The organism is Aeromicrobium sp. PE09-221, from assembly GCF_002174305.1.
Taxonomy (GTDB): Bacteria; Actinomycetota; Actinomycetes; order Propionibacteriales; family Nocardioidaceae; genus Aeromicrobium.
Genome location: NZ_MIJB01000032.1, coordinates 76,106 through 95,768, shown reverse-complemented (window position 1 = coordinate 95,768; position 19,663 = coordinate 76,106). Strand labels below are relative to the sequence as shown.

At 66.9% G+C, this 19,663-nt stretch carries 17 protein-coding genes; 10 read left to right on the top strand and 7 right to left on the bottom strand.

Features of this window, described 5'->3' with window-relative positions:
• Window positions 1–165: 165 nt before the first annotated feature.
• Window positions 166–1,200, bottom strand: a complete 1,035-nt coding sequence (locus BHE97_RS17330) for a class I SAM-dependent methyltransferase (protein ID WP_087625287.1) — start codon at window positions 1,198–1,200, stop codon at window positions 166–168.
• 145 nt (window positions 1,201–1,345) lie between these two features.
• On the opposite strand from BHE97_RS17330, the gene glf reads away from it, so the two are divergent.
• A complete protein-coding gene (gene glf / locus BHE97_RS17325) occupies window positions 1,346–2,515 on the top strand; it encodes a UDP-galactopyranose mutase (RefSeq protein WP_087625286.1) in 1,170 nt (389 codons plus the stop codon).
• A 37-nt stretch (window positions 2,516–2,552) separates the two neighbouring features.
• Here the strand turns inward: glf and BHE97_RS17320 are convergent, their stop codons facing one another.
• The 4 genes from BHE97_RS17320 to BHE97_RS17300 all read right to left on the bottom strand — a co-directional run bounded on the left by BHE97_RS17320 (window position 2,553) and on the right by BHE97_RS17300 (window position 6,387).
• On the bottom strand, window positions 2,553–2,954 hold the full coding sequence (locus BHE97_RS17320; RefSeq protein ID WP_087625285.1) for a type II toxin-antitoxin system VapC family toxin: 402 nt from the start codon (window positions 2,952–2,954) through the stop codon (window positions 2,553–2,555).
• Window positions 2,941–3,171, bottom strand: coding sequence for a hypothetical protein (locus tag BHE97_RS17315; RefSeq protein WP_087625362.1), 231 nt, complete (start codon window positions 3,169–3,171; stop codon window positions 2,941–2,943). Before BHE97_RS17315 ends, BHE97_RS17320 begins: the two co-directional genes overlap by 14 nt.
• 332 nt (window positions 3,172–3,503) lie before the next feature.
• Window positions 3,504–5,393, bottom strand: coding sequence for a glycosyltransferase (locus BHE97_RS17305; protein WP_087625283.1), 1,890 nt, complete (start codon window positions 5,391–5,393; stop codon window positions 3,504–3,506).
• A gap of 46 nt (window positions 5,394–5,439) precedes the next feature.
• Entirely contained in the window at window positions 5,440–6,387 is a 948-nt protein-coding gene (locus BHE97_RS17300) for a glycosyltransferase (protein ID WP_087625361.1), read from the bottom strand.
• Window positions 6,388–6,460: 73 nt separating this feature from the next.
• Between BHE97_RS17300 and BHE97_RS17295 the strand changes: the two genes are divergently transcribed.
• On the top strand, window positions 6,461–7,816 hold the full coding sequence (locus tag BHE97_RS17295) for a potassium transporter TrkG (RefSeq protein ID WP_087625282.1): 1,356 nt from the start codon (window positions 6,461–6,463) through the stop codon (window positions 7,814–7,816).
• The gene (locus BHE97_RS17290) at window positions 7,809–8,486 is read left to right on the top strand and encodes a TrkA family potassium uptake protein (protein WP_087625281.1); all 678 of its coding nucleotides are present in this window, start codon (window positions 7,809–7,811) and stop codon (window positions 8,484–8,486) included. Before BHE97_RS17295 ends, BHE97_RS17290 begins: the two co-directional genes overlap by 8 nt.
• A 58-nt stretch (window positions 8,487–8,544) precedes the next feature.
• On the opposite strand, the gene BHE97_RS17285 is transcribed toward BHE97_RS17290, so the two are convergent.
• Window positions 8,545–8,991, bottom strand: a complete 447-nt coding sequence (locus tag BHE97_RS17285) for a VOC family protein (protein WP_087625280.1) — start codon at window positions 8,989–8,991, stop codon at window positions 8,545–8,547.
• 102 nt (window positions 8,992–9,093) lie between these two features.
• Here BHE97_RS17285 and BHE97_RS17280 point away from each other — a divergent pair, with 102 nt between their 5' ends.
• From BHE97_RS17280 to holA, 7 genes are all read left to right on the top strand, one after another.
• On the top strand, window positions 9,094–10,782 hold the full coding sequence (locus BHE97_RS17280) for a sodium:solute symporter family protein (protein WP_236757769.1): 1,689 nt from the start codon (window positions 9,094–9,096) through the stop codon (window positions 10,780–10,782).
• 10 nt (window positions 10,783–10,792) lie between these two features.
• Entirely contained in the window at window positions 10,793–11,053 is a 261-nt protein-coding gene (locus tag BHE97_RS17275; RefSeq protein ID WP_087625360.1) for a hypothetical protein, read from the top strand.
• Between the two features lie 179 nt (window positions 11,054–11,232).
• A complete protein-coding gene (gene leuS / locus BHE97_RS17270; protein ID WP_087625278.1) occupies window positions 11,233–14,079 on the top strand; it encodes a leucine--tRNA ligase in 2,847 nt (948 codons plus the stop codon).
• Window positions 14,080–14,150: 71 nt separating this feature from the next.
• Window positions 14,151–14,993, top strand: a complete 843-nt coding sequence (locus tag BHE97_RS17265) for a DegV family protein (protein ID WP_087625277.1) — start codon at window positions 14,151–14,153, stop codon at window positions 14,991–14,993.
• Between the two features lie 94 nt (window positions 14,994–15,087).
• Entirely contained in the window at window positions 15,088–15,870 is a 783-nt protein-coding gene (locus tag BHE97_RS17260; RefSeq protein WP_087625276.1) for a ComEA family DNA-binding protein, read from the top strand.
• 20 nt (window positions 15,871–15,890) lie between these two features.
• Complete coding sequence (locus tag BHE97_RS17255; protein ID WP_087625275.1) at window positions 15,891–18,065, top strand: ComEC/Rec2 family competence protein; 2,175 nt, start codon at window positions 15,891–15,893, stop codon at window positions 18,063–18,065.
• Between the two features lie 51 nt (window positions 18,066–18,116).
• A complete protein-coding gene (holA, locus tag BHE97_RS17250) occupies window positions 18,117–19,091 on the top strand; it encodes a DNA polymerase III subunit delta (RefSeq protein WP_087625274.1) in 975 nt (324 codons plus the stop codon).
• A 186-nt stretch (window positions 19,092–19,277) separates the two neighbouring features.
• Here holA and rpsT read toward each other — a convergent pair whose 3' ends face one another.
• Entirely contained in the window at window positions 19,278–19,538 is a 261-nt protein-coding gene (gene rpsT, locus BHE97_RS17245; RefSeq protein WP_087625273.1) for a 30S ribosomal protein S20, read from the bottom strand.
• Window positions 19,539–19,663: the final 125 nt, after the last annotated feature.

Genomic DNA, 19,663 nt, shown 5'->3' with positions numbered 1-19,663 from the left:
CGCAGCTCAGGGCTGTTCCCTCCCACTGGGGATGACCCCATGGGTGGACTCATGGCGCGTCGGGCACATGGCCTTTGGGCATTGATCCCCTGCTTGCTGTACGCGGGAAGAGGGCCACGAGAAGGGCGCCCGGGTCGCCCTGCTTGGGAGCAACGCCTCATGGACTCATGGAGTTCGACGCAGGACTCCAGCGTGTTTCTCAACGCTCAGGATCTCCTGTGAAAACTCAGGGAAGCTCTCACTCCACTCCTTCAAGATCGCGAGTTCCTCGTCCCGTTTCGCGTCGTCGAGAACGATCGTGCCGTCGCGACTGACCTTGTCTGCGAGCGCGTAGAGAGCTGGTCTGCGGGCTAGCGGTCCGGAGTCTTTGGGCGGGCCATCGACGAAGAGGAGATCGATATTCTCGATGTCGTGCCACGCCGCCGGTGAGTACCATGCCTGGGTCTCGCCGTTCTTCTCTAAGGGCGCGTCTCGTATCTCAGCGAAGTGACTGAGCCCATGACGATCGAGGAGGGCTCGCGACTTCGCCGCGAACGTTGCCTCGTGATCGAGTGAGATGATCCGTGAATCAGGGGAGTACTTCTCGGCCGCTTTGGCTAACCAGAAGGTCGAGACGCCACTGCCACATTCGACGATGAGCTGAGGCTTTTGAAGACGTACGATCTCGACGAGATAGAGTGTGATGTCTGGCGAGGCCGCCCAGCCGCGCATGGGGGGGATCTCCCCCTCTATGTCGAACATGGAGAAGAGGTTGAGCATCGCCTGGATCTGACGGTAGTTCTGCTCAACGCCGCTTCGGGTCGCCATGTAGGTCTTGATAGAGTCGGTCAGCTTGCGCTGATCGGCAAGTGCGGAATCGAGCTTCGACACGTGGCCGGAGAGCTCTGCGATGCCAGCAAGGCTGCTGTCTCTCTGGGTACGCACTAGCCCACTGATGCCATCGGCAGCCTTCTGTACGTCGGCGACGGCGTTCCGGACGCCCTCGATCTCGTGCAGACGGCCCGCCATGCGCCGTGAGTGCATTTCTATGCGCAGAATCGCGATCGCGAGCAGGGCGACGACGATGCCGCCGAGCACAGCCGAGGCCACGTCATCGAAGGTTCGCTGAAGAAGAACCGCTGCGATGGTGACGACGAGGACGCCGATACCCGCAACGCTCAGTCGTCCTATCCGCGTGCCGGGAACAAGCCTTCGATACATGGGCTGATAGTACTTGGGAGCCTCCGCTGATGGGCGGGGGAGTGTTCTGGCAACGGAACGCTCCACGTACGAGGCATCGCGGGGTGCGAGCAGCCCAGCAACGTCCGGCTAGACTGCTCAGGTTGCCACCTAGCCAGGAGAGTGTATGAATCCCGACCTCGTGGTCGTCGGGTCCGGTTTCTTCGGACTCACCGTCGCTGAGCGCGCGGCGCGCGAACTGGACCTGAAGGTCTTGATCGTGGAACGGCGCGATCACCTCGGTGGCAATGCCTACAGCGAGGACGACCCCGACACCGGAATCGAGATCCATCGGTACGGCGCGCATCTCTTCCATACCTCCAATGAGCAGGTCTGGGAGTACGTCAACCGATTCACGGCGTTCACCTCCTACCAGCATCGCGTCTACACCAACCACCGTGATGTGGTGTACCCGTTGCCGATCAATCTCGGCACGATCAATCAGTTCTTCGGCTCGGCCTACTCGCCCTCGGAGGCGCGTGCACTGATCGCCTCCCAGGCCGACGAGGTCGACACCGCGTCCGCCTCCAATCTGGAGGAGAAGGCGATCTCGCTGATCGGCCGCCCCCTCTACGAGGCCTTCATCCGCGACTACACGGCCAAGCAGTGGCAGACCGATCCGACCGAGCTGCCCGCCGAGATCATCACCCGGTTGCCGGTCCGTTACACCTACGACAACCGTTACTTCAACGACACGCATGAAGGTCTGCCGGTCGACGGCTACACGGCGTGGCTGGAGCGGATGGCCGATCACCCGAATATCGAGATCCGGCTCTCCACGGACTTCTTCGATGCCTCGCAGCCCGTCAACAAGGCGGCGGTAGTGGGGCAGGTCCCGATCATCTACACCGGCCCGGTGGACCGGTACTTCGACTACGCCGAGGGCTCGCTGTCCTGGCGCACCCTCGACTTCGAGCGCGAGGTCGTCGACGTCCCGGACTATCAGGGAACATCAGTCATGAACTACGCCGACCGCGAGGTGCCGTACACCCGCATCCACGAGTTCAGGCACTTCCACCCCGAGCGCGCCGACCGTTATCCGGACGACCGGAGCGTCATCATGCGTGAGTTCTCCCGGTTCGCGGAGAGCGGTGATGAGCCCTACTACCCGGTCAACACGCCCGCGGACCGCGACGGTCTGCTCAAGTACCGCGAGCTGCAGAAGGGCGAGGACCGCGTGGTCTTCGGCGGCCGGCTCGGCACCTACCAATACCTCGACATGCACATGGCCATCGGCTCGGCGCTCTCGACCTTCCGCAACACCGTCGCCCCCATGTTCGGCCGGTCCGACGACTGACGCTCTGGAGACGCTCGCGGCCGCTTGTCAGTTTGAGCTAGATCTCAGGTGGGAAGAGTTCAATAGTGCAGGTGGGCCCAGGGGCGCGCGCAAGTCGTGCATCGCCAGTGATCAAAGGCGCGTTGAAGTGCTCCGCAACCGCCACGTAGGCGGCGTCATAGACGGTGACGGTGTCACGTAGCTGCCAGATTCGCTTGACGAGCGGTAGGTGCTCTACGGTGCGCAAAGGGAGCGCGAGCAGATCCTCCAGCGCCAACTCGGCGCGCCGCCGATCGAGACGTTCGGCCGCCACATGACGACGCAAGACCGAGCTGACCTCCAGGTAGACCAGATCCGGGGCGAGCAGCACCTGCTCTCGGAGTCTCCTGCGTGCAGCATCGCCATCAGCGTCATCGTCTACGAGACCGACGAGCAGAATGCTGGCGTCAACGACGATCACGATCGGCCTGCAGCGCTTCAACCGCTTCGCTGAACGACAACCGGCCTCCCGCCCGGCCGCCCGCCCGATCGAGTACCTCGTCGACCGTGGGTGTCGAAGCTTCGGCGATGAGTCGAGCCTTCAGATACTCCTGGAGCGACTGACCCGCCGCCGCCGCACGCCGGCGCAGCACGGCATGGACCTCCTCGGGAACATCTTTGACTTGCACACTCGTCATAGCGCCATTCTGGCGCTGGAAGTGCCAGAACACAAGCGATCCTTACCTGCGCCATGTACCCGCGTGTTCCCTACTTCATCGCTGAGCCCAACCGGGAGAAGGGGAGACCGGAACCCTTGAGCACGGTGTCCGCCTCGACTAGACCGTGAGAAAAACCGGTGATGCGCCCTGGTACGAGTACGACCTCAATGACAGCCGGGAGCACCTCGAGGTCGACGCGGTCCTGCCCGACCCGGCCCGCGACGCCATTGGGCATGCGCCGGCGAACGCTCCAGACGATCGGTGACGCGACGATGCCGCGCTGAGCACCGGCTACGGCTAGCGGTGCGCGCTCAACCCTCGAAGGTGCGGTGCCAGCGTTCACGCGAGGTCAGGTCCGGCAGCGCGGCACGGTACTGGGCCGCGAGCTCGTCCCAGCGGTCTGCCAGGTCCTTGTGCAAGGCGATGCTCTCGCGCAGGAGGCGACGGTACTCGGCCCGATCACGGCGGTAGACGGACTTGCCTCGACCGTCCGCGGCGCTGATGAGCGCGGAATCGAAACCGGGAACTCGCCACCAGGCGGCGTCGTGCTTTGACAGCTCGACCTGCGGCTCGGCGGCGCTGTCGGTGGGGCGGATCCAGTGACGCAGCGCTGCCTTGGCAGTGAAGACCACACGTCCTATCCCGCGAGGAGCCTGCGGGGCCCTCTCGTACGGATAGTGCCTCTGTCCCTCGCGTGTGGTGGGCAGGGCGTCGACATCGGTGATCACCTGTGTCTCGCTGAATCCCTGGGCATAGGCGCGCAGCTCCGGCATCACCGACGGCCAGTCGCGGTCCAGATGCGAGGGCCCGGCGAGCAGGTCGCGCAGTGCCCGATGTCGCAGCTCGATCGCGTAGTACTGCATCGAGATCAAGTGCTTCAGATCGATGCGCCGGCTCGCCTTGACGAGCCTCCCGCCGCCGGGGAAGGGGGAGTGCAGCATGGCGGCCAGCAGTCGATTGCGTGCGTGGTAGTACGCCTGCCAGTCCTGGGCGTCGTCCTTGTCGAGCCACGACACATGCCACAGCGCCGCGCCGGGCAGGCTCACCGTGGGGTAACCCGCCTCGCGGGCACGCAGGGCGTACTCGCTGTCGTCCCACTTGATGAAGACCGGCAGGGCGAGTCCCACCTTCTCGATCACCTCGACCGGGATCGTGCACATCCACCAGCCGTTGTAGGTCGCGTCCTGGCGCGTATGCATCCACGGCGTCTGTCGCAGGTTCGCGGCCCGGAAGTCATGCCGGTGCTGTTCGGGGAAGGTCGGTGCCCACAGGAAGTGGTCCATCTCGATGCCCTCGGCCCAGGCGTGGAGGACCGGTTTGTCAAGCAGATCGAACATATGCCCGCCCACGATGGTGGGCCGGCGGGAGGCACGAGAGAACTGGATCGTGCGCCAGATGCTCTCGGGCTCGATCTCGACATCATCATCGAGCAGCATCACCCAGCTGCTCCGCCCTGCCTCGACGGTCTCGCTCATCGCCCGCGAGAAACCACCGGACCCACCGAGATTCGGCTGCCGGACGATCTGCAGCCTCGAACCAAGCCGCGCCGCGACCTCGGTGTACCCGTCGGCCTCGGCCACCAGCTGCGTGCCCTGGTCGACGACATAGACACGGTCCAGCTGTTCGACGACCTCGGGCGCATCGGCGAGCGTCTCGAGCGTGCGGACGCAGTAGTCGGCTTTGTTGAACGTGGTGATGCCGATCGAGAGCGTTCCGTCGCCGAGCTCGGTATCGGTCGACCATGCACCGTCGCTCACGACGACATCCGTCTCCGCGGCGGTCACGTCGAACCAGTACCAGCCGCCGTCGCTGAAATTGCGCACCGGGAGCTCGAAGCTCAGGTCGTGATCGCCCTCGACGTGCTCGAAGGCCATGCGCTGCTGGACGCCCTGCGGATTGGAGCGGTAGACGGTGACCGTCCCGCTTCCCTCGGTGCGCAGGGTCAGCGTCACCGACTCCACGCGGGTCCACCGCTGCCAGTACGCGGCGGGGAAGGCATTGAAGTACGAGGCGAAGGACACTCGCTCGCTGCGCCGCACCCGGATGCTGTGACGCGACTCCACCCGCATCAGGTGCGTGGCATTGCTGACGCGTACGGTCTCGCCGTCGATTGTGGTCCACGTCTCCGGATCGGCGTACAGCGGCATCACGTCGGGGTCGCCGTCGGCAGGAAAGACGACATGGGCGAGAACATGGCTCATGGGTGCAGTGTCTCCCAGGAAGATGAGAAGTCGTTGAACGGCGGGGTCAGTCCAGAGGCGGCATCGGACGCCAGCTGCGATCGCGCCAGATGGCGCGGCCGTCGCGCCATCCCTTGACGAGCACGCCGACCCCCTTCAGCCCCCGCTCGACGGCGATGAGACGGAAGACCTCCTTCGCGAAGGTCAACGCCGTCCCCAGCGCGAATCCGACGCGATTCAGCTGACCGTGGACGTCGAAGTAGCGTCCGACATAGGCCCGATTGCGCATCACGTGGTACTTCGCCAGCGGACTCGAGTCGTTCAGATGCCGCAGGCCCAGGTTGATCTGCTTCTGCTCGCGCTTTTTCTGCAGCACATAGGCATCGACATAGGCCACCTGCGTGTAGCGCGAGGCCAGCCAGGCGTAGACGGCATCATCCCAGGAGATGAAGAACCGGGGGTCGGGCAGTCCGATGCGCCGCACGATGTCCGCATGGATCAGCATGCCTTCGAAGGTGCCCGAGTTCGTGATGGCATAGCCCTCGGGATTGAAGGCCTTGCGCGTATACGGCAGCGGCACCCCGAGGAACTCGTTGAACTTCGCCTGCCAGAAGAACGGCGTGCCGTCCACGTCGTAACGTCGGCCGTGCAACACCTGGAAACGGCGCATCCACGGCTCGAAGCGCTCGAGTGCCTCGGGCAGGATCTCGACATCGTCGTCCATGAGCCATACCCAGTCGGCGCCCTCCTCGAGTGCTACCCGCGTGCCCTCGCTGAAGCCCCCGGAACCACCGGTGTTCGTGGAGAGCCGGTGATAGACGAGGACACCGTCGGCGAACCTCTGACGGAACGACTCGACGACCTCGGACGTGTTATCGGTGCTCGCATTGTCGACGACCACGACCCGATAGGGCGAGCCGTGCATCGTGGCGGCGCTCTCCAGCAGCTCACCCAGCAGTGCCGAGCGGTTGAAGGTGACGATGGCGATGGCCAGGCGGTCGGTCGTCGAGGTCACCGCAACAGCGTAACGGGCGTCCTGCGCGCTGTTGCGCTGCACGTCGCCGGGAGCGCGGTACCGTCATCGGGTGATGAGGCCCTCGCGTCGCTGGCACATACCTGCCGCCATCGCGCATCCCGTGCGATTGCTGCCTCTTGCCTTCCTCGGCCTCATCCTGATCGGCACCCTGCTGCTGCTCCTGCCGATCGCACGACGCGGGAACGCATCGCCGGACTTCCTCGATGCCTTCTTCACCGCGACCTCGGCCGTCACGGTGACCGGGCTGGCGACCGTCGACACCGGCACCTATTGGTCGCCGGTCGGACACGCGATCATCCTGCTGCTCGTCGAGATCGGCGGCATCGGCATCATCGCCCTCGCCACGATCCTCGGACTCTTCATCGGTGGCAGGCTGGGACTGCGCACGCAGATGCTGGCCCAGGTGGACATGCACGTGGTCAGCCTCGGCGATGTCCGCCCCCTCTTCCGCCGCGTGACCGTGACCCTGTTGAGCTTCCAGACGGTGATCGCGGTCATTCTCACGATCCGCTACCGGATCGCCTATTTCGACTCCTGGCTGGACGCGATCTGGCACGGAGTCTTCGATGCCGTCATGGCGTTCAACAACGCGGGTTTCTCGCTCAATTCCGACAGTCTCACCTCCTACGCGGGAGACGTGAGCGTCATCGTGCCCATCTCGATCGCGGTCTTCATCGGTGCCATCGGTTTCCCGGTGCTCGCGGAGCTCTATCGCGGTTGGCGACGGCCGAGCCGGTGGACTATCCACACCCGGCTCACCGTCTGGGGGTCGTTTCTGCTCTTGGCGGTCGGAACACTGGCCTTCCTGGCGATCGAATGGAGCAATCCCGACACCCTCGGCTCGCAGCCCTTCGTGGACAAGATCGCGACCAGCGTCGAGGGCGGGATCATGACCCGTTCCGGCGGGTTGCAGAGCTTCGACTGGGCCCTCGTGCGGCCCGAGACCCAGGGCATCGCGGTCCTGATGATGTTCATCGGCGGCGGCAGCGCGAGCACGGCCGGCGGCATCAAGATCACGACCTTCCTGCTGCTGGCCTTCGTCATCCTCGCCGAGCTGCGCGGCGACCCCGAAGTACGGATCGGCCGGCGCTCGATCAGCGGCCGGACCGTCCGCACGGCGCTGTCGATAGCGCTCATCGCGGTGATGCTCGTGGTCGGCGGCACGCTGCTGCTCATGCTGCTGTCGGGGGCCTCCTATATCGACGCCCTCTTCGAGGTGACCTCGGCCTTCGGAACCGTGGGATTGTCCACCGGCCTCACCCCGCAACTCGACGCGCCGTCTCAACTCCTGCTCATCGGCTTGATGTTCGTGGGCCGAGTGGGCACGATTGCCGCAGCGTCGGCCTTCGTCCTACGTCGCCGTCAACCGCGGTATCACCTTCCCGAGGAGCAGCCGATCATTGGGTAAGAAGAGCGACAACCCCCTCACCGCTCCCGTCCTCGTCGTCGGCATCGGCCGCTTCGGCGCGTCCGTCGCGCGGTCGCTGGAGCGGCTGGGCCACGAGGTGCTGGCGGTCGACGAACGTGCCGACCTCGTGCAGAAGTTCGCGAGCGACTTCACGCACGTCGTCGCCGCCGACACCACCGATACCGAGGCGCTCCGCCAGATCGGCGCCGAGCAGTTCTCCCGCGCCGTGGTTGGCATCGGCACGGACATCGAGGCGAGCGTGCTCACCGTGCTCAGCCTGGTCGAGCTCGGGGTGGAGGAGGTCTGGGCCAAGGCCATCAATGCCAAACACGCGCGCATCCTCGAAAGGGTCGGCGCCACGCACGTCGTCCGTCCCGAGTCGGCGATGGGCGAGCGGGTCGCCCACATGGTCACCGGCGCGATGATCGACTACATCGAGTTCGACGACGGCTTCTCCATCGCCCGCACCCGCGCCCCCAGGATCGCGGTGGACCAGACCCTCGAACAGTCGGCCCTGCGCAGCAAGTACGCGATCACGGTCGTGGGGGTCAAGCGACGCGGCGAGGACTTCACCTACGCCCGGCCCGAGACGCTCATCTCCGCCTCCGACGAGCTCATCGTCTCCGGCCCCACCCGCAAGGTCGAGATCTTCTGCGCCCTCCAGGGCTGAACCGGGCCCTCGGCGGTCGAGTAGCCAAAGGCCGTCCACGGCCGACGCGTATCGAGACCTACTCGGCCGCTGACGGGGTGAGCTCCTGGGCGAGCATCACGATGATGCCGCAGGGACCGCGGACGTAGGTGAGCCTGTAGATGTCCTCATAGGTGGCGACGCCGCGCAGCGGATGGCAGCCGTGCCTCGCCGCGATCTCCAGTGCTTCATCGAGGTCGTCGACAGAGAAGGCGACGCGGTGCATGCCGATCTCGTTCGGAAGCGTGGGCTCGGTCTCGATCGCCTCAGGGTGGATGTACTCCAAGAGCTCGAGTCGACCGTGCCCGTCGGGGGTCTGGAGCATCGCGACCTTGGCGTGGTTGCCGTCGAGGCCGACCGCGGTGTCGGTCCACTCGCCGCTGACGGTGTCGCGGCCGAGCACGGTCAGGCCGAGATCGGTGAAGAACGCGATCGTGGCCTCCAGATCGCGGACGGCGATGGCGACATTCTCGAGCTTGGTGGGCATGAGGCGATCGTAGTCCCGAAGAGCGCTCAGGGAGCGGCCATCGCGGCCCCCGATTCGACACCCGGCAAGCACCCGAGGATGGGAGTAACGTCACACGACGTGATAGCGACAGCAGACTCCACATTCCGTCTCGACGCGAATTTCGTGGACTACCTCATCGTCGCGGCCTACTTCGCCGTGGTGCTGGGCATCGGCCTGTTGGCCAGACGCCAGGTGTCCAGCAGCATCGACTTCTTCCTGTCCGGGCGTTCGCTCCCCGCGTGGGTCACGGGCCTGGCCTTCATCGCCGCCAATCTCGGCGCGGTGGAGATCATGGGGATGTCGGCCAACGGCGCACAGTACGGCATGGCGACGGCCCACTACTTCTGGATCGGCGCTGTCCCGGCGATGCTCTTCCTCGGCATCGTCATGATGCCGTTCTACTACGGCTCGGGCGTGCGCAGCGTGCCCGAGTTCATGCGTAAGCGCTTCGGCACGGGCGCCCACCTCGTCAACGCTCTCAGCTTCGCCATCGCGCAGCTGCTGATCGCCGGCATCAATCTGTTTCTGCTGGCCACGATCGTCAACCGTCTGCTCGGCTGGCCGCTATGGGTCTCCCTGGTGATAGCTGCGGTCATCGTATTGTCGTACACCGCCCTCGGTGGACTGTCGGCGGCGATCTACAACGAGGTGCTGCAGTTCTTCGTGATCGTCGCGGCGCTGCTGCCGCTCACGGTCATCGCCGTGCACAAGGTCGGCGGCTGGCAAGGGCTCACCGAGAAGATCCAGCCGGGTCCCGAACAGCTCGAGTCCTGGCCCGGCACCGATCTGACCGGCATCGACAATCCCGTCCTCTCGGTGATCGGCATCGTCTTCGGTCTCGGCTTCGTCCTCTCCTTCGGCTACTGGACCACCAACTTCGTCGAAGTCCAGCGCGCGATGGCCTCGAAGTCGATGGCCTCGGCCCGCCGGGCTCCGATCATCGGCGCCTTCCCGAAGATGTTCTTCCCCTTCATCGTCATCCTCCCGGGGATGATCGCCGCCATCGTCGTGCCCGAGCTGGCGCAGCTGAAGGGCGGCGAGAATGTCGAGGGGGTCACCTACAACGACGCGATCCTGCTGCTCATGCGCGATCTGCTGCCCAATGGCATGCTCGGCATCGCCATCGCCGGCCTGCTCGCCTCGTTCATGGCCGGCATGGCGGCCAATATCTCGGCCTTCAATACCGTCTTCAGCTATGACCTATGGCAGCAGTACGTGGTCAAGGACCGCGAGGACAGCTACTACACGCTCGTCGGGAGGCTCGCGACGGTCGCCGCCACCGTGATCGCGATTGGCACGGCGTTGATCGCCTCGAATTACTCGAACCTGATGGACTATCTGCAGACACTGTTCGGCTTCTTCAACGCACCGCTGTTCGCCACATTCATCCTCGGTATGTTCTGGAAGCGCATGACCGCCACCGCCGGCTGGACCGGGCTCGTCTCCGGTACGCTCGCGGCGATCGTCGTGGCGTTCCTCAGTGAGGACGCACTCGGCGGTCTCAGCTTCGGCGTTCTCCCGCTGAGCGGCCAGGGCGCGAGCTTCGTGGCGGCCGGTGCGGCGTTCGTCGTCGATATCGCGGTCAGCGTCGCGGTCACCTCGGTCACGGCGCCCAAGCCCGAGAAGCAGCTGGTGGGCCTGGTGTATGGGCTGACGCCCAAGGAGTCACTGGTCGATCCCGAGGAGAAGCAGTTGCCCTGGTACCAGTCGCCGGTGAAGCTCGCCGGTATCGCACTCGTCATCATCATCGTCTTCAACGTGATCTTCTGAGGTGGCCGACATGAACGATCAGGAACACCGCGAGCACCCCGGACAGAGCAAGACCGCCGGGGCTTTCGACATCCGCACGATCATCGGCGGCCTGCTCGGCTTCTACGGGGTCGTGCTGGTGATCGTCGGGCTGTTCTTCACCTCCGATGAACAGCTGGCCAAGGGTGACGGCTTCCACGTCAACCTGTGGACCGGGATCGGACTCCTCGTCACCTCGGCGATCTTCATCGCCTGGGCGCGGTGGCGTCCCATCCTCGTCGAGGAGGAGTAGCCGTCCATCACGTGGGCGGTGCGCCATCAACCACGACATGCGCAGGCAGTGGATGATGGTGCACCGACATGGCGTAGTGCCCGGCGGCGGTGGGTCCTCAACCGAGGCGACGGGCCTCCGAACGCGGGATGGGTCACCGCCCACGGATCGGCGGGGAGGCCGCTGGCTAGCATGGGCTGGTGACCACCGATAACCCCACCACGCCCTCCGACACCGGCCACCGCTACACCAGTGAGCTCGCCGGACGCCTCGAGTTGCGCTGGCAGGACCGGTGGGAGGAAGAGGGCACCTTCGACGCCCCCAATCCGGTGGGCGATCTGGCTCCCGACACCGCACAGCTTTCCGACGGAGCCAAGTACTTCCTGATGGACATGTTCCCGTACCCCTCCGGGGCGGGGCTGCACGTCGGTCACCCGCTCGGCTACATCGCCACCGATGTCGTCGGACGCTACCGGCGCATGCGCGGCGACAACGTCCTGCATGCTCTCGGTTACGACGCCTTCGGCTTGCCCGCCGAGCTCTACGCCGTCCAGACGGGCCGTCATCCCCGTGAGACCACGCTGGAGAACATCGCCAACATGCGGCGCCAGCTGCGGCGGCTCGGTCTCGGCCACGACCCGCGACGATCCTTCGCCACCATCGATCCCGACTTCGTCAAGTGGACACAGTGGATCTTCCTGCAGATCTTCAACTCCTGGTATGACGACGACCTGAACCGCGCCCGCCCCATCGACGAGCTGATCGCCGAGTTCGAGAACGGTGCCCGCGACGTGCCCGGGGGAGCGGTATGGGCCGATCTCTCCGCCGCCGAGCGCGAGGAGGTCATCGCCGGTTACCGCTTGGCCTATATCAGTGACGCCCCCGTCAACTGGGCCCCCGGCCTCGGCACCGTCCTGGCCAATGAGGAGGTCACCGCTGACGGGCGCAGCGAGCGCGGCAACTTCCCGGTCTTCAAGCGACGCCTGCGGCAGTGGAACCTGCGCATCACCGCCTATGCCGACCGCCTCATCGACGACCTCGACCGGGTCGACTGGCCCGAGTCGGGCAAGCTCATGCAGCGCAACTGGATCGGCCGTTCGCACGGTGCGCAGGTGCAGTTCGCCGTCCCGGGGATCGACGAGCCCATCGAGGTGTTCACGACCCGACCCGACACCCTCTTCGGTGCCAGCTACATGGTGTTGGCCCCCGAGCATCCGCTCGTCGAGGTCCTCGCGGCCGACGCCTGGCCCGCCCACACCGACACGCGCTGGACCGGTGGGTCCGCGACCCCCGCTGAGGCTATCGCCGCCTACCGGGCGCGTGCCGCCGCCAAGTCCGACGTTGAGAGGCAGGAGAACAAGGAGAAGACGGGAGTCTTCACCGGAGCTTTCGCGGTCAACCCGGTCAACGGTGAACAGATCCCCGTCTTCATCGCCGACTACGTCCTGATGGGCTACGGCACCGGCGCCATCATGGCGGTCCCCGGCCACGACGAGCGCGACTTCGAGTTCGCCCAGGTCCTCGGCCTGCCCACCCCGCGCGTCATCGACGGTGAAGGCGATCTGCCGTTCACCGGTGAGGGACCGCTCGTCAACTCCTCCAATGCCGAGATCAGCCTCGACGGTCTGTCGGTCGCCGAGGCCAAGCAGCGCATCATCGCCTGGTTGGAGGAGCAGGGCACAGGCCAGGGCACCACCACCTACCGCCTGCGCGACTGGCTGTTCAGCCGCCAGCGCTACTGGGGCGAGCCCTTCCCGATCGTCTACGACGAGCACGACACCCCCATCGCGCTGCCCGAGAGCATGCTGCCGGTCGAGCTTCCCGAGGTGCCCGACTACTCGCCGCGCACGTACGCCCCCGATGACGTCGAGAGCGAGCCCGAGCCGCCGCTCGCGCGCGCGACCGACTGGGTCAACGTCGAGCTGGACCTCGGCGACGGCCCCAAGACCTACCGCCGCGAGACCAACACCATGCCCAACTGGGCCGGGTCGAGCTGGTACGAGCTGCGCTACACCGACCCGCACAACACCGAGCGGATCGCCGATCCCGCCAACGAGCGGTACTGGATGGGCCCGCAGGAACAACGACGCCCGAACGATCCCGGCGGCGTGGACTTCTATATCGGCGGCGTCGAGCACATGGTGCTGCACCTGCTGTATGTGCGGTTCTGGCACAAGGTGCTCTTCGACCTCGGCTACGTCTCCAGTGAGGAGCCGTTCTACCGGCTGTTCAACCAGGGTTACATCCAGGCCTATGCCTACACCGATGCGCGCGGCGCCTATGTCCCGGCCGACGAGGTCGTCGAGGCCGAGGACGGGACTTTCACCTATCACGGCGAACCGGTCCAGCGCGAGTACGGCAAGATGGGCAAGTCGCTCAAGAATGTTGTGACACCCGACGAGATGTACGAGACCTTCGGCGCCGACACCTTCCGCGTCTACGAGATGAGCATGGGGCCCTTGGACGTCTCCCGTCCCTGGGAGACCCGTGCCGTGGTCGGCTCGCAGCGCTTCCTCCAGCGGGTCTGGCGGCTCGTGGTCGACGAGGAGACCGGCAACGCCCGAGTCACCGAAGACGATCTCGACAGTGCGACCCTCGGCATCCTCCATCGTACGATCGCGGGAGTGCGTGCGGACATGGAGGAGCTGCGGTTCAACACCGCCATCGCCAAGCTCATCGAGCTGACCAATCACCTCACCAAGCAGTCGGTCTCGGCGCGTGGTGCGCTCGAACCGCTGGTGCAGATGCTGGCGCCCTTCGCCCCGCACCTCGCCGAGGAGCTTTGGGAGCGGCTCGGGCACGACGCCACGATCACCTATGTGCCCTATCCCGAGGCCGACCCCCGGTACCTCGTCGCTGAGGAGGTCACCTGCGTCGTGCAGGTGCAGGGCAAGGTCCGTGGCAAGTTGCAGGTCAGCCCGGATATCGCCGAGGACGCCCTCACCGAGATCGCCCTGGCCGAGCCGAATGTCGTGCGCACGATCGACGGGCGCGAGATCCGGAAGGTCATCGTCAAAGCTCCGAAGCTCGTCAACATCGTCGTCTAGCCTTCACCGTCTCCGGTGGGCGGTGGCGACGGATAAGGTGACGACATGATCGAGCGTGGGCGGGCGACGGCATGAGCATCGCCATCGTCACCGACTCGACGGCATCGCTCGACCCCGGCGACGCGCAGCGCGAGCGGATCGTCGTCGTGCCCACGACGGTCGTCATCGGATCGCGCGTCTACACCGAGGGTGTCGACATCGACGCCGAGACGATCGCCGGTGCTCTGCGCGACAGGGCCACGGTCAGCACCTCTCGCCCGAGCCCGGAGGCCTTCGCGGCGGTGTATGCCGGTCTCGTCGCCGAGGGAGCGACCGAGATCGTGTCGGTGCATCTGAGCAAGCGCGTCTCCGGGACGATCGATTCGGCTCGACTCGCGGCCTCGCGCTGCGAGGTGCCGGTGCACATCATCGATACCGGGCAGGTCGGCATCGCCACGGGCTTCGCCGCGGGTGCCGCTGCGCGCATCCGCGATGAGGGTGGGTCGAGTGCGGAGATCGTCGCTGCTGCACGACGCGCCGGGCAGCAGTCCACCGTCCTGCTCTATGTCGACACGCTGGAGTACCTCAAGCGCGGTGGGCGCATCGGCGCGGCCCAGGCGCTGATCGGCTCGGCGCTGGCCGTCAAACCGATCCTCACGGTCGCCGATGGAGCAGTCGTGCCCTTGGAGAAGGTGCGGACCTCCTCCAAGGCACTCGCGCGGGTGGTCGAGCTGGCGATCGAGGCAGCGGAGCGGTTCCCCCGTGGCTTCGATACCGGCGTGCAGCATCTCGCGGCAGAGGAACGCGCTGCGGGCGTTGCCGCGCGCCTCGCCGACGCCTGGGGCCGCGACGATGTGCCCGTCGACGAGGTCGGCGCCGATATCGGCGCCCATGTCGGCCCGGGCATGATCGCCGTGACGGTCACCGGCCGCTGACCCGGTTATCCCCAGGATCCGAGGCTCACCGGGCTGTCCACAGATCCTGGTCGAGGCGGTGACGATCCGCTGATCGGCTTCGTACGGTGCTCACGTGGCCAGAAGAATCGTTCCGGGAGTACCCGATGAGACGCGTGCCGAGATCGCGCGTCGGCGACTCGCGGAGCTCGCCACGGCCTTCGACGCCACCTGGAGCCCGGCGGAGGACGATGATCCGTCCGAGGAGACGCTCGATGACGACACCGAGCCTCGGCACGCTCGGCCGGTGCGACGGCGCTGGGGCGATCGCCACCTCGCCGTCGTCGCCGTTCTCGGTCTTGCGGCGGCGGTACTCGTCGCGTGGTGGGTGATCGCCGGGCGACCCGCGGAGGTCGACGACCCGGCGCCCCTCGCCTCCGTCGGGGCCTCGGAGAGTTCGGCGGACCCCGGGGACGCGGCCGGGGCCGAGACCTCCGGGGAGCTGGTGATCCATGTGACCGGCGAGGTGCAGACCCCGGGCATCGTCGTCGTGCCAGCGGGAAGCCGAGTGCACGAGGCGATCGATGCCGCCGGCGGCGTGGCGGGGGCGCCGGATCTGTCGACCCTCAACCTGGCCCGCGAGATCCAGGACGGCGAGCAGATCGTCGTGGGCGGTCCTCCCGCCGGGCCCGAGGGGGGAGCGGCCGCTTCGGGGGCCGGTGCCGGCGGGCTGATCAACATCAACACGGCCGACTCCTCCACGCTGGAGGAACTCCCCGGGGTCGGGCCTGTGACCGCCCAGGCGATCATCGACCGTCGCGCGGATCACGGTCCCTTCCGTGCGGTGGAGGACCTGCTCGATGTCAAGGGCATCGGAGAGGCGACGCTGGCTGACCTCCGCGACCGGGTCACCGTGTGATGGGAGGCCACGATCTGCGCATGGTGCCCGGTGCCTGCGCGGTCTGGGCGGTGGCGGTCTGGGCCGTCACGAGCACCGGTCGGGTCGTCGTGATCGTGGCTGTGGCGGCAGCGCTGGTGGCGGTGGTCCTCCTTCGATGCCGACCGGGTCTCGGCGTCATCGCTCTGGCGATCGGCCTGGTCGCGATGTCGTCGGGAGTGCGGATGGCGGCGGTGGAACAGCATCCGCTGCGCGGCTGGGCCGACGACGGCCGCTGGGTGACGGTCGAGGCCACGGTGCGTCAGGACGTGCGCGCCTTCGGGCCCCAGCGGGATCAGGGGGTCGTCGAGCTGACGACACAGCGGGCGCGGAGCAGCGGCGGATCGGTCGAGGGACGTGCTCGGTTGACGGCCTTCGTCCGGGGCGATCTGGAGGGACTCGTCGTCGGACGTCATGTGGTGCTCGAAGGCACCATCACCGCCGCGGAGGACTCCGATGTCGTCGGCACCCTGGCGGTCCAACGATGGCGACCGGCCGGGGATGCGGCTTGGTGGTGGGAGGCGAGCGAGCGCGTCCGCGAAGGCGTCCGCTCCGCGGTCGCCCCTTATCCCGGCCCCGGGGCCGCGATCGTCCCGGCCCTCGTCACGGGTGACGTCACGGCGGTCGACGATGATCTCCGCGAGGACTTCCGGCGCTCGGGTCTGACACATCTGACGGCGGTATCGGGCAGCAACCTCACCATCGTCCTCGGTGCCGTGCTGCTGATCGTGCGAGGTGTCGGCGCCAAGCGCCTGATGATCCCGGCGGCGCTCCTGGCGGTCGTCGTGTTCGTTCTCGTGGCGCGACCCGAGCCGAGCGTTCAACGGGCGGCCGTCATGGGCACGGTCGCGGTGGTCGGCCTGGGATGGGGGACGCGCGACGGCCTGCGGGCGGTGGCCTGGGCGGTGATCGCCCTCCTCGTCATCGATCCGTGGATGGGCCGTGCCGCGGGCTTCGTCCTGTCGGTGTGTGCCACCACGGGCATCGTCACGCTGGGGCCCTTGTTCACGCGGCGCCTGGAACGGTGGCTGCCGACCTGGGGCGCGATGGCGCTCGCGGTCCCCTTGGCAGCGCATCTGGCCTGTGTGCCGATGGTCGCGGCGATCTCCGAGGAGGTCTCCTTGGTCGCCGTGGTGTCGAATGTCGCCGCCGCTCCGGCTGTCGCCCCGGCGACAGTCCTGGGATTGACCGGCGGTCTCGCCGACCTGGTGTGGGCACCTGCCGCGCGGCTGATCGGTGCGGGTGCCTTCGGCGCTGCCTGGTGGATCGCCGAGGTCGGCCGGCGGTCGGCCTCCTGGGACGGTGCGGCAATCACCTGGGAGCATCCGTGGTGGTCGCTCGTACTGGTCGTCCCCGTCGTCACGATGATCATGCTGGCGGTGCTCAGCCGTCCCGTGCTGGCGGTCGGATTGTCGCTGGGTCTGCTGGTGGCGATCGTCCGGCCTCCGCAGACGGGTTGGCCACCTGACGAGGTCATCGTGGTGGCGTGCGATGTGGGCCAGGGCGATGCGAGTGTCGTACCGCTGGGCGAGGGCGACGCGATCGTCGTGGACACCGGCATGGACCCGGGGCCGATCGACCGATGCCTACGCCGGCTCGGTATCGATCGGATCCGGTTGCTGGTGTTCAGCCATGCCGATGCCGATCACGTAGCGGGCTGGCGGGGAGCGGTGCGCGGGCGCGAGGTCGAGGAGGTGATGGTCGGTCCTTCCGGTGGGCCGGAGCTCCCCGATGTCCCACGCTCCACACCCGGCTCAGGGGAGTCCGTCACGGTCGGTGATGTCGAGATCGAGACGCTCTGGCCCGATACGGATCATCGTGCCGCCGACCGTAATGATGCGAGCCTCGTGCAACGCTTCACGATCAAGGGAGTGCGGGTGCTGTTCACCGGTGATCTCGGTGAGCGGACGCAGGCGCGGGTGGCCGCGCGCGAGGATGTCACCGCCGACATCCTCAAGGTGCCGCATCACGGCAGCGCCGACCAGTCGGCGCGGTTCCACGAGGAGACGGGGGCGGTGGCGGCGACCGTGAGTGTCGGACAGAACGACTACGGACATCCGACGCGCCGTTCCCTGGACATCCTTCGCGATGCGGGCATCCGCGCCTGGCGCACCGACGAGCTCGGCGATGTCGCGATCGTCCATCGCGACGGGGAGCTGCGCGCGGTCTCACCCTGAACCCGCCAGGAGGGGGAGCCGGCTGTCGGCTCGCGCAGATATCCTCGACACGTGGCCACGGCATTCGGCAAGATCCTGCTCATCACCGGCAATGCCGAGTTCCTCGCTGAGCGAACACGCCGCCGTGCACTCGAAGCGGTGCGCGAGGAAGTCTCGGATGTCGAGGTCTCCGAGACCGTGGCCGGGCAGCTTGCGGCCGGGGAACTCGCGGCGCTCACCAGCCCGTCCCTCTTCTCGACCGCGACCGCGGTCGTCGTGCTGGAGCTGGAGAACCTCGCCGAGGCGCCGGCCTCCGAGTTGATCGCCTATGCCGCCTCTCCGCAGGACGATGTCGCGGTGATCGCCGTCCACGGCGGGGGCAACAAGGGCAAGGGCACGCTGGACAAGCTCCGTAAGGCGGCTGCGGTCCATGAGGTCAAGGTGCAGCCACCCAAGTACGAGCGGGACTTCGCCGGATGGGTGCGGTCGGAGGCTCGCGATCTCGGCCGCTCGATCGATGAGGCCGCCGCGGCCTTCCTGGTCACGGCCGTGGGCCAGAACCTGCGGGCGCTCGCCGGAGCGATCGATCAGCTGGCCGTGACCACTCCCCCGGGTGAGGCCATCACCCTCGAGATCGTCCGTCGGTATTTCGGCGGGCGGGCAGAGGTACGGGGCTATGAGATCGCCGATGCCGCGCTCGAGGGCCGGCTCGCCGATGCCCTGGAGCGGGCCCGGTGGGCCGAGGCCGCCCGGGTCGCTCCGGTGCTCGTCACCTCGGCCTTCGCCACCGGATTGCGACAGCTGGCGCAGTTGGCGAGCGCGCCCGGCGGGATGCGCGACAACGAGCTCGCATCCCAGGTCGGGGCACCGCCCTTCAAGATCCGCGCGCTGCGCCAGCAGCTGCGCTCGTGGGAGCCCGCCGGCCTCGCGCGGGCACTGCAGGCGGTCGCCGAGGCTGATATCGCGGTCAAGGGCGGAGGAGCCGAGCCCGGCTACGCCGTGGAACGCATGATCCTGCGTGTCTCCGCCGCTCGCCAGCGCCACTGAACACGGCCCTTGCCCGGTGGCGGCAGGCCATCAACCTCATCTCGCGCGGATGGGGGTTGACGGCCTACCACCGCCCCACGGGAAGGGTTGATGATCTACCGCCGCTGGGGCGGCCACGGCTCGAGATGTGCCGGGAAACGACGAAAGCCCCGTCCGGGGGACGGGGCTTTCGAGGGCGGGAGCAGCTCAGAGAGCGGCGGCCTTCTTGTCGATGGCCGACTTGCGGTTGGCGGCCTGGTTCTTGTGGATGACGCCCTTGGAGACGGCCTTGTCGAGCTTGCGCTTGGTCTCGCGCGCGATCTCCTGAGCCTTGTCCTGCTCACCGGCCTCGGCGGCCTCGTTGAAGCGACGGACGGAGGTCTTCAGGGCCGAACGCACGGCCTTGTTGCGCTCGCGCGCAGCCTCGTTCTGGCGGTTGCGCTTGATCTGCGACTTGATGTTCGCCACGGGGCAAAACCTGTTCTCTCGTGAAACTGCTGATGAAGATGGTGATGGCGCCGGACGTCGAAGGACGTGACCGGGCACGCGAACCTCAACGATAGCAGCACACGCGCCGCCGACTCAAATCGCAT